We start from the raw sequence: 10343 nt of genomic DNA on the forward strand, positions 1-10343 counted from the left end.
GCCAGCCTAGTCACGATCTCGGGACAGGTCCCCGACCTCAGACGGTTCCCGGGCCGCCGGCGTCGGTGATGACGGGGCGTCCGGCACCGGCCCAGGCCAACATTCCGCCCTCGACATTGACCGGGGTGTAACCGTTGCGGGCCAGATAGTTCGCCACCCGCAGGGAACGTCCACCCGCGTGGCAGATCACATACAGCTCGGCGTCGGGGTCGATCTCGGCGATTCGCGTCGGCACATCACCCATCGGGATGTGCTGGGCACCTTCAGCGTGACCGCGTTGCCATTCGTCATCCTCACGGACGTCGAGCAGCACCACAGCACCTTCGAACGTGGTGGGTACCGCAGCGATATCTGCCTTCCCGACTTCCACATCGTCCATGCCGTCAATGCTCGCATGCCGACACCGGCGAGCGCACCCGACCCTGATCGCTTGTCGCGGCGTTAGCAACGCAAAGCTATCCACAGTTTCCACAGGTTCATCCACAGCCCCGGCACCTGGAGAAAAGCCCCCGAAATGGGCGTTACTGTGCGGTAGCTGTCCATCACTGTGGATAAACCTGGGGTGTTCTCGGCAGCGATCAACAACCACCACAGGCGCGGAGCGAAATTAAGCACTCGGCTAAACCGCGGCCATCGGCACCGGCCGGGTCACTTGGGATCAGCCTGATTCCAGGCGCCGGGTAATCGACGCGGAGGCCGATTTTCTCCTGGCCATTACACGGGCTATGATCGGCGTCACACCAGCTGTTGTGACAGAACTCACTGGAGGACAAGCATCGATCGTGCAGGTCAGGAGTGTTTGATGGCGTCACATCCGATCGGTTCGGGTTCAGCGTTTCCGCAGCCCGAATGGCATTCATCCGGACATCTGCAGACCCGTAACCAGTCGATGGCCTTCCTTCGGGCCAGCGTGATCGCCCTGCTGCTGCTCGGCGTACTGGCCGTGATCGTCTTGTTCTGACCACCACCCGATCGGGTATACGTGTGGTCGGCGCGCGCGTCCTTGCGGTGCGCCTTGCGATGGAGCAATGTTGGCAGTGATCTTGAGCGTCGAACTTGAGCATCAGAAGCTGACGCCTGGCTCCATCGATCGATAATGAGGAAGGAATCTCGTGGCTGAATACACCTTGCCGGACCTGGATTACGACTACGGAGCTCTGGAGCCCCACATCTCCGGGCAGATCAACGAACTCCACCACAGCAAGCACCACGCGGCGTACGTCAAGGGCGTCAACGATGCCGTCGCGAAGCTCGACGAGGCGCGGGCCAACAGTGACCACGCTGCGATCTTCCTCAACGAGAAGAACCTGGCCTTCCACCTCGGCGGCCACGTGAACCACTCGATCTGGTGGAAGAACCTGTCCCCCAACGGTGGCGACAAGCCGACGGGCGACCTCGCCGCGGCGATCGATGATCAGTTCGGCTCGTTCGACAAGTTCCAGGCGCAGTTCACCGCCGCCGCCAACGGGCTGCAGGGTTCGGGTTGGGCGGTGCTCGGCTACGACAGCCTCGGCGACCGGCTGCTCACCTTCCAGCTCTACGACCAGCAGGCCAACGTGCCGCTGGGCATCATCCCGCTGCTGCAGGTCGACATGTGGGAGCACGCCTTCTACCTGCAGTACAAGAACGTCAAGGCCGACTACGTCAAGGCCTTCTGGAATGTCGTGAACTGGGAGGACGTGCAGAACCGCTACGCAGCGGCCACCTCCAAGACCAACGGCCTGATCTTCGGCTAGCTCCGGTCCCGGTCCGACTTCGAGGGCTTGATCGGTTTCTGATCTCTCATCAAGGGGCGTCGCGCACATTGCGTGACGCCCCGCCCTCGTTCTTGGCCGACTCGTTACCCGCCGGATCCCGTGTCGCCTTGCACCGCCCCCGTTGCTGCCGCATTCTGATGTGATCGACCCACAGACGTGTCGGAGCACCGACCAACCGGCGAGCCAGCACCGATGTCCCGGAGGCGATATGGATACGACGGGGTCCGGCCGGGCGATTGAGATCGCCCCCTTTCATTCCGGCGGTGCGCTCAAAGGGTTTGTGGTGCTGGGCCGATGGCCCGACTCCACCAAAGAGTGGGCGCAGCTCCTCATGGTCACCGTCAGGGTCGCCTCGCTGCCCGGATTACTGTCCACCACAACGATTTTCGGCGTCCGCGAGGAATTGCCCGAGATGCCCCGCCCCGGTACCGTCGGCATTGTCATCGCAGAGGGACCGGTAGTCGGCGAATCCGCGGTTCCGCCCGGTTATTTCGCCGACCATCAACCGCCGGCACTACTGATGTTGCATCCACCTTCGGAGACAATGCCGTCGCTTCCCGAGTGCACCGGCGCCGCTTCGGGCTGCGTGTTGCTACCCGGCCTTCCACATCTCGGACTGGAACACCGCGCGGCCTGGGTGGAAGCCGAATCCGACGGCACGGTCACGTCTATGGTCAGCAGGGTGGGTGTCGACCCGATCAGCCATCCCGACACCGCGATCCTGGCGATGCTGTTGGCGGCGTAAACGCGCCAGATGTGGGACATCTTCTCCAACAAAGAGAATCCAGCTATCGAAAAGGGATAGGAACCCTAGCGAGCTCGGCGGACAACGGCTAGGGTCCCTCTAGATCAGCGAAGGGCGGAAGCCCGCAATCGTCGCGTCGACATGCCGGCCATGAGCCCGGTCGACGGGCTGCGATGCGGTGGGCGACACCTTCGACCGTAGTTGGGGTAAGCCGCATAAGCGGCAGGTATCGGGCGGTGTGTCGAAAGGTCGCCATGTCCGCAGGCGCAGGCGTCAGCGTCATAGCAGGATCGGCGAGATCGGCGACCCAATACGAGCTTCAGGTAGCCGGGACGACCCGCCGCAACCGTCACTGTTGGCGCATTTGTACCGTCGATTGTCCGGCGACGGCGGAAACCACCGTCCGCTTCCGCCCGGCAACCGCCTTCCAGAATCGGGTCCAGAATCCGTCCAGGCCCGTCTGGCTATCGCGCGCGAGGGGGTTGACGGGCATTCCACCGCCCAACCTGTAACGTGTTCCACGTCGTCCGACAACGGCGTCGCGCGCAATCCGACGCGACCCCGGACCTAGACTCTAGCAAATATTCGTTTCCGCTAGTCACGGCACCGCTTCGGTTGCCGGCCAAGAATTTGATCATGATCGAGTACCCCTGTGCTCGCAGCTCATCGCGTCCAATGCAACGCAGCCGTCACCTTTTGCATTGTCAGACGGCACAATCCCGCCGTACCCCTACGGCGAAGACCCCGGTATCCGCACCAGAGGCAGCCGAAACGCAAAGCCCGTTTAACTTTTGTGGCGTTTGCACTTGGTTGTCGTCACAACACTCGCTACGATGGTCAGCAAATACGCCGCCTAATTCGTACCGCTCGTGAAGCATGTGGAGGTCAAATCGATGAGCAAGACGTTCGCCGCCCGCCTAAACCGCCTGTTCGATACGGTTTATCCGCCTGGGCGCGGACCCCATACGTCTGCCGAGGTGATCGCCGCACTCAAGTCCGAGGGCGTCACCATGTCGGCCCCGTACCTGTCGCAACTCCGTTCGGGCAACCGGACCAACCCGTCGGTGGCTACCATGGCCGCCCTTGCCAACTTCTTTCGGATCAAGCCGGCTTACTTCACCGACGACGAGTACTACGAGAAGCTCGACAAGGAGCTGACCTGGCTGGCCAGCATGCGTGACGAAGGGATCCGCCGGATCGCTGCCCGCACCGTCGGGCTGTCCAACGAAGCTCAGCAAGATCTGGTGCAGAAGGTAGATGAACTGCGCCGCCGGGAACATCTCGACGGCTGATCCGTCGGTTCGGCTGGCACTTTCGCGCAGCTGAAACCCACGTCAGTGGGGATCACTCGGTGGATCCCACTCGCGCGGGTTTCAGCTACGCGACGTCGTGCGGTCCAATTCCCGGTACTGCTCGGCAATCGCCAGAATCCATTCCCGGTCGGAATACGATTCGGGCTGGCTCAACCACGCCAGCCCCGGGAACGCCGAATCCTTGTCGCTCTCCCGGGTGTCGTAGATCCACTCGGCGATGGCCTCGGCCTGATCTCGCGGTGGCACCTGAGGTCGCTCGGTATCCCCCAATTGTGTTGTGCCGCTTGATTCTCCCGACCCGCTTGATCCACGCGGCCCGGCGGTTTCGTGCTGCCGCGCGTCGGCGGCGGTGGCCTCCAGGTAGAGCGCATCGGAGATCAGCGACATCCGTTCGGCTACGCGGAACACCAACGGTCCGCGCGGACGCACCCCGATGCCCACGTCGGGCTGACGCTGGGCCAATTCGCTCAGAAGCGGTTTGATGGTCCGTAATTCGTGGCGTGCGCCGAACCAGTCTTCGACACTCGGCAGCAGCGATCCGGCGGCGACAACGACCATCGCACACCCGAGGAGGGTGGCCGCAGCGCCGACACCGACGGGTTCGGTCCGCCCCGCCGCCCTGAGCAGGACGAAGCCACTGGAAGCCACGATCAGCACCATGCCGATGGTGAACAGGAACAGCGCCCGCCCGCGCCGGCTGCGGTTCGAGTAGCGCAGACCGGCCCAGACCACCAGGGTGAGCGCCAAAAACACGTAGAGCAGTGGCAGCAGCCACGAGGCTCCGTGCGATCCGAGGTCCCGCCTCAGATACTCGGCGGGGGACATCTCCGGTTGCCGACCGGCGCGGAAGAAGATCAGCAGGCTGATGATGACGACGGCGCCGGCGATGCCGTACTGGATCAGCGCGATACGACGGGTGAGCGTGGCCGAATGGCCCGAGGACGCGGTCGTGATCATGACGCAACTGCCTGCCGCACAGGCGATCAGCGCGACCTGGCTCAGGCCGGCCGCGATGTTGGGCCAGTGCACCACCGTGTCGATCAGCAGGGCGAGCGGCTCCCAGTTCAGCGCGGCTACGACGCCGAGGCTGCCCAACGACAGGATCATCGCGGAGCTCACCAGGGATTGTTTGTTGACCAGAGCCCAACCGATGCGCAGGCCAGTAGCCAGGCCGAGCAGGCCTGCGATCACCCAGACGATCAACCAAACGCCTCTCCGAGGCGAACCTGCACGATCGATGACCGGTCGGACGGCAACCGGCCGAGGCGGTAGAGCAGAAGCGCGGCAAAGTCCTCGGCCTCCTGCTCGATGTCCTCTCCGTTGGGGCCCATGCAGCCGGTCCGCTGGTTGAGCATGTAACTGATCAGATCCGAGGTGGCCACCTCGGCGGAGGCCGCGGCAGCGTCGACGATCGATATGCCTTCGTGGCCCAGGACCAGGTGCCCGAGTTCGTGAGCCAGGGTGCGGTCCCAGGCCGGCAGACCCTGCTGGATGAGGAACACATCGCGGTCGGTGTACTGCCGCCACTGCCCGCAGACACCGGTCGGAAGCTCGGCCGTGGTCAACTCGATCGGCCTGCCGCGGTCCTCGGCCACCGCGTCGACCAGGCGGGTCAATGTGACTTCACCCCGTCGCGGGGCGAGGTCGAGAACCTCGTTGACAGCGCGCGTGACGCTTCGACTGGCGGACATGTTCCCCCTTCCCACCCTTTCGTAGCACGCCCGGATAAATCCTCTTACCTGGATTCTTCCAAGTCGTACCTAACTCATGAACCGACTGGCATCGATTCGGACCGTCCGGCCGGCTTTGGCCTGCCGGTAACCCACGAGTCCGCCAAGGCCGGTCAGGGCCATCATCCCGGTCACCCCCGGCAGCGCCACCGCCGCGAGTTCGCTGGTGCTCGCGGTGCGAAGGTAGTCCGCGTACCCGGCCCGGAAAGCCACCGGCATCGCTGCGTCCAAGCCGACGGCGGCGGGAGGCCGCGACTCGGTGCGCATCTTGGTGTTGGGTTGCGCTTCAGGCCCCGACCGTGGCCCGGACTGCGGCCCGTGGTCATTGCCCGGAGCGCCCAACGGCAGCGCGAGCGGCGGCACGATGACCGGCAGGGCGATGACCGGAACGGCGATCGGCGGCAGCCCGGCCGCGGCGGCCAGGCCGGGCGGGGGTGGCACGGCCACGTCGGGAGCCTGTGCCTGCGCTGCCGGCATCAGCATGTCCGGGGGTCGCGGGTAGTTGAACGGCGCCGGGACACCGCCTCCCCCGCCACCACCGCCGGCGGCACCGCCGATGAGGGTCGTGGTGGTTTCGGTGGTCTCCGTCGTTCCAGAGGTCGTCTCCGAAGTCGACTTGGTGGTCTCGGTCGTCTCGGAGGTCTTTGTGGTCGATTCGGTCGTCTTGGTGGTCGACTCCGTGGTCGACGTCACGTCAGTCGTCGATGGCGTCGTGGGTGTCTCGGTCTCCGACGGCTGCGAGGTGGGTGGCGTCTCAGTCTCGGTATCCGTCTTGGTCGGGGTCGGCGATTTGGTGTCGGTGCCGGTTTGCGGAGGTGTCTGCGAGCCGGACGGTTGCGCGGTGTCCGTCGGTTCTCCGGTTCCCGAAGGTTTGCCGGTTGTCCTGGTGGGGCGGCCCGTGGTCCTGGTCGGCTTGCCGGTGGTCCGAGTGCCACTGTGGGACGTACGCGTGCCCATGGACCCGGTGCCGCCGTCATTTTCGCCCTGGTTGTCGCCGTCGTGGGAATGGCCTTGGCCGTGGTCCTTGCCGTCATGCCCGTCATGCCCGTCGTGGCCATTGCCGGCGTTGTTCGAGGTTCCCTGGCCGCCATCGGGCCGACCCCGATCAGGGTCGGCAAATGCCAATGCCCCTCCGACACCGGCGGTGATCAGGCCCGTTAGCACCAGACCGGTCGAGGCGGCGACGCGCAACCGCGAACGCACGTTCTCACCACCCTTTCGCGCACCGCCCAACAGCTTCGATTGATGAATCTGATTCTCGCACAACCGGGCAGTTCAAATTTGCTAGCTGAGTCGATTACCCGCGCCCATGGCGGGGAGTCGCGGCGGAGCAAATCCGCCGGACGATACTGTGGGTCTGCAGCAGTTCTGCGGTGACCACGAACACACGACGAATTGACCGGGAGGCAACCGGAATGGGCCTGTTCACGCGACGAAAAAGCCGCGCCACCCGCCGCGCCGAAGCCCGCGCCATCAAGGCCAAGGCCAAGCTGGAAGCCAGGCTCACCGCAAAGAACGACGCCCGTCGCATCAAGTCCGATCAAAAATCTGCGCAACGGGCCCTCAATGCTCAGGTCAAAGCGCAGCGGGACAGTGACCGCAATGCCCTCAAAGTGGCCGAAAACGAGTTGAAGGCGGCCCGCGAGGGACGTCTGCTCGCCCCCGCCCGGATTCGCCGCGTACTCACTGTCACACGTTTGCTGGCGCCGGTGCTCGTGCCGTTGATCTACCGGGCCGCCACGGCCGCCCGGGGCGCCTTGGACGAGCGTCGCGCCGATCGTCTCGGTGTCCCACTGGCCCAGCTCGGTCAGTTCTCCGGGCACGGCGCCGAGTTGTCCGCACGGATTTCCGGGGCCGAGCAGACCCTGCGACAGGTCGCCGAGAAGAAGCCGAAGGACGCCGAGACCAAACAGTTCGTCACGGCGATCAACGAGCGGCTCACCGATCTGGCGGCAGCGGTGACCGCCGCCGAGAACATGCCGACCGCACGTCGCCGCGGCGCCCATGCAGCGATCGCCGCCCAACTCGACGGCATCGATGCCGATCTGATGGCGCGGCTCGGGTTGGTCTAGCGCAGTTCCATGACCGTCGCCCGTACCGACTCCGCAGCCCCGCTGCGCGGTACGGCCGTCGGCTCACTCACGGCCGCGCTCGCCATCGCCGCTCATGGCATGGCCGGCGGTGCCCTGCCGGGCGGGGCCGTGGCCGCCCAACTCGTGGTCCTTGCAGTGACGTTGGGAACGCTGGCCGCGACCCTGGCCGGCGCAAACCGCGCCGCGGTGTTGTGGGGCCTGCTGGGTACCGGCCAGCTGCTGGCGCACGGTTTGTTGGCCACGGCCGGTCACGCACACGGCGCGCAGCCCGGCCTGGCGATGTTCGGCGCGCATGTGGCGGCGGTATCGCTCGGCGCGGGTCTGATCGCCTGCGGTGCCCGCTTGTCGGCAGCGGTTTCGCGGGTGGCCCGCGCGGTGGTGAGGACTGGCCGCCCCGCCCCCGGCGCTGCGGCCCGCGTCGCGATCCGCAGCGCCGATCAGCCGTTGCACTCAGCCCTTCTCCTTGCCGCTTCGGTGTCGCATCGGGGTCCGCCGGTCGGCGTCGCAGCCTGACCATCCGACCCGATCAACTCCAGAAAGACACCTCCGAATGCAACCCTTCACCGGGGCGTCCTCGCGCGCCCTCCTCACGACCGCGGCGATAGCCGTCACCGGTCTGCTCACCGCCGCACCGGCCTGGGCGCATGTCCACGTCGATGCCGACAATCCGACTCCGGGGACCACCTCGGTGCTCACCTTCCGGGTCCCCGGCGAGTCCGATACCGGCGCGCTGACAACACAGTTGACAGTCGACCTACCTGATGTGGCCTCGGCCCGCACCGAGGTGATGCCTGGCTGGACCGTCAAGCTGGACCGTGACACCTCGGCGGGTACGGTCCGGGCGGTGACGTGGACCGCGGCCCCCGGGGTGGGTATCTCACCCGAGCAGTTCGCCCTGTTCCAGGTGTCGGTCAAACTTCCCGACGCGGCGACGGCGAGCTTTCCCGCCACCCAGACCTACTCCGACGGCTCGGTGGTCCGCTGGGATCAGCCGCCCCTGCCCGACGGCAGCGAGCCCGAGCATCCGGCCCCGCAGTTGACGCTCACCGGCGCACCTCCTCCAGCGGGCCCCACCGAACACGGCACCGAGGTGCCTGCGGCGCCCAGCCGTGCGCCCTCGCAGGTCGCGCAGCCCGCGGGCACCGTCGACAACTCGGCCCGCTGGCTGGCCGGCGGAGCGTTGATCGTGGCGGCCGGCGCAGTGGTCGCAAGCCTGCTTAATCGGCGGCGGTCATGAGCCGGCCGCTGGCCGCTGCTCTGACGGGGCTGATCCTGGCCTGCTCGGCACTGCTCGGTGCCCCTTCGGCATCGGCGCATGCGGTCCGGATCGCCGCCGACCCGGCCGAACATTCCGCGTTGAGCAGCTCCCCGCCCAAGGTGAGCGCCACGTTCAACGAGGCACTGCAGCCCGCCTTCGCCAACATGACGGTCGTCGGGCCGGACAACAACCTGTGGTCCGAGGGCGATCCGTTGGTGGCCGGCGCGGTGCTCAGCGTCGGGGTCCGTCCGCTCGGCCCGGCCGGTACGTACACGGTCAACTACCGGGTGACCTCGGCCGACGGACACGTGGTGTCGGGTTCCTGGTCGTTCGACCTGACGGTCGCCGGGTCGGGTACGCCGGGGGCGGCCGCGTCGTCGCCTGCGCAGTCCGACGGTGGCATCGTGGTGTGGCCGTTCGTGTTGGTCGCCGCGGTGCTCATCGGTGGTGGAGCCTGGTGGGCGGTCCGGCGTCAGCGGTGACCGGCGCGTTGATCCGGGCGCTGGCTGACGGCGCCGCCATCGTGACCCTGGGCCTGGCAGCGGTCCCACTGCTCGAATCCGACCGCTACCGCGCCGAATTGAGCCGCAGGGCCGCGCGACCGCTGGGCTTGGTCGCGGCGATCTGGCTGCTGACCGAGATCGTGCGGCTGACCGTGGAGGCGGCGCAGACCGCGGGCGTCGGCTTCTGGCAGATCGGCGTCCGCACCCTGACTGACTTCGGCCTCCATACGACTGCGGGCCGTTCCGGGCTGGTCGGCATCGCGGCCGCGCTGATTGTCGCCGGGGCGGCAATCCTGGCCCCGCGGGGTGCCACCACGACGGTCGCGACGGTCGGTGTCGCCGCGGTCGGTATGGCGGCCAGGACGCTGGCCGGGCATCTCTCGGAGAGCCCGGTCGGCGGGATTGCCCTGGCGGTGCACGCGCTGGCCGCCGCAGTGTGGTGCGGGGTGCTGGCCGCGCTGGTGCTCACGGTGACGCACCGGGGTCAGTGGGCCAGGGTGTTGCCCCGTTTTTCACAGTTGTCGCTGTCGTGCGTGGGGGTGCTGCTGGTCGCCGGCGTGGCCGGGGCAGCGATCAAGTTGGACTCGCCCGCCGAATTGTGGGGCACCGCCTACGGCCGGATCTTGGCGGCGAAAGTGGTCGTGACCACGGCCCTGGTGGTGCTGGCCTGGCGAAACCGGTCACAGTGGCTGCCCGCGGCGCGGGCGCACCGCAGCAGCGCCGCGTTGTCGCAGAGCCGCTCGTCGATGGAATTGGGCATCATGGCTGTGGCGGTCAGCCTTGCCGCGGCTCTGGCCGTCACGGGTTGACCGCTGCGGCGCCTGGCATGATGGGAAACACTGCCGGCCCTACCCACCGCGCTCGCGCGGAACACCGGATACTGCAAAGGAGCAGCCAGATGGCAGAGCAGCAGGATCAACCCGCCGAGAAGCCCGCAACCGGGG

The 10343-nt window shown here is 66.7% G+C and carries 13 protein-coding genes; 9 read left to right on the plus strand and 4 right to left on the minus strand.

Annotated elements, in window-relative coordinates; genetic code table 11:
- Positions 1 to 37: 37 nt before the first annotated feature.
- A complete protein-coding gene (locus HBE63_RS24340) occupies positions 38 to 379 on the minus strand; it encodes a rhodanese-like domain-containing protein (protein ID WP_166907036.1) in 342 nt (113 codons plus the stop codon).
- A 423-nt stretch (positions 380 to 802) separates the two neighbouring features.
- Here HBE63_RS24340 and HBE63_RS24345 point away from each other — a divergent pair, with 423 nt between their 5' ends.
- The 4 genes from HBE63_RS24345 (at position 803) to HBE63_RS24360 (ending at position 3794) form a co-directional block, all read left to right on the plus strand.
- Positions 803 to 961 carry a hypothetical protein gene (locus tag HBE63_RS24345; protein ID WP_166907037.1) on the plus strand — a complete coding sequence of 53 codons (159 nt, stop codon included), beginning with the start codon at positions 803 to 805 and terminating at the stop codon, positions 959 to 961.
- Positions 962 to 1112: 151 nt separating this feature from the next.
- Positions 1113 to 1736: a superoxide dismutase gene (locus HBE63_RS24350; protein ID WP_166907038.1), complete on the plus strand. Its 624-nt coding sequence runs from the start codon at positions 1113 to 1115 to the stop codon at positions 1734 to 1736.
- Between the two features lie 229 nt (positions 1737 to 1965).
- Positions 1966 to 2502 carry a peptidase gene (locus HBE63_RS24355; RefSeq protein WP_166907039.1) on the plus strand — a complete coding sequence of 179 codons (537 nt, stop codon included), beginning with the start codon at positions 1966 to 1968 and terminating at the stop codon, positions 2500 to 2502.
- Between the two features lie 893 nt (positions 2503 to 3395).
- Positions 3396 to 3794, plus strand: coding sequence for a transcriptional regulator (locus HBE63_RS24360; RefSeq protein WP_166907040.1), 399 nt, complete (start codon positions 3396 to 3398; stop codon positions 3792 to 3794).
- A gap of 81 nt (positions 3795 to 3875) precedes the next feature.
- Here the strand turns inward: HBE63_RS24360 and HBE63_RS24365 are convergent, their stop codons facing one another.
- From HBE63_RS24365 to HBE63_RS31570, 3 genes are all read right to left on the minus strand, one after another.
- Complete coding sequence (locus HBE63_RS24365; protein ID WP_166907041.1) at positions 3876 to 5018, minus strand: hypothetical protein; 1143 nt, start codon at positions 5016 to 5018, stop codon at positions 3876 to 3878.
- Complete coding sequence (locus HBE63_RS24370) at positions 5015 to 5506, minus strand: ImmA/IrrE family metallo-endopeptidase (RefSeq protein WP_166907042.1); 492 nt, start codon at positions 5504 to 5506, stop codon at positions 5015 to 5017. The genes HBE63_RS24365 and HBE63_RS24370 overlap by 4 nt, the downstream gene beginning before the upstream one ends.
- A gap of 69 nt (positions 5507 to 5575) precedes the next feature.
- Entirely contained in the window at positions 5576 to 6748 is a 1173-nt protein-coding gene (locus HBE63_RS31570) for a hypothetical protein (RefSeq protein WP_243858265.1), read from the minus strand.
- 212 nt (positions 6749 to 6960) lie between these two features.
- Here HBE63_RS31570 and HBE63_RS24380 point away from each other — a divergent pair, with 212 nt between their 5' ends.
- From HBE63_RS24380 to HBE63_RS24400, 5 genes are read left to right on the plus strand one after another with little or no spacing between them, the layout of a single operon-like run.
- On the plus strand, positions 6961 to 7617 hold the full coding sequence (locus HBE63_RS24380; protein ID WP_166910147.1) for a DUF6474 family protein: 657 nt from the start codon (positions 6961 to 6963) through the stop codon (positions 7615 to 7617).
- Positions 7618 to 7626: 9 nt separating this feature from the next.
- Entirely contained in the window at positions 7627 to 8151 is a 525-nt protein-coding gene (locus HBE63_RS24385; RefSeq protein WP_166907043.1) for a hypothetical protein, read from the plus strand.
- A gap of 37 nt (positions 8152 to 8188) precedes the next feature.
- Positions 8189 to 8875 carry a YcnI family protein gene (locus HBE63_RS24390; protein WP_166907044.1) on the plus strand — a complete coding sequence of 229 codons (687 nt, stop codon included), beginning with the start codon at positions 8189 to 8191 and terminating at the stop codon, positions 8873 to 8875.
- Complete coding sequence (locus tag HBE63_RS24395; protein WP_166907045.1) at positions 8872 to 9378, plus strand: copper resistance CopC family protein; 507 nt, start codon at positions 8872 to 8874, stop codon at positions 9376 to 9378. Before HBE63_RS24390 ends, HBE63_RS24395 begins: the two co-directional genes overlap by 4 nt.
- On the plus strand, positions 9306 to 10208 hold the full coding sequence (locus HBE63_RS24400) for a CopD family protein (protein ID WP_166907046.1): 903 nt from the start codon (positions 9306 to 9308) through the stop codon (positions 10206 to 10208). Before HBE63_RS24395 ends, HBE63_RS24400 begins: the two co-directional genes overlap by 73 nt.
- Positions 10209 to 10343 lie beyond the last annotated feature (135 nt).

This window comes from Mycobacterium sp. DL440 (assembly GCF_011745145.1).
Taxonomy (GTDB): domain Bacteria; phylum Actinomycetota; class Actinomycetes; order Mycobacteriales; family Mycobacteriaceae; genus Mycobacterium.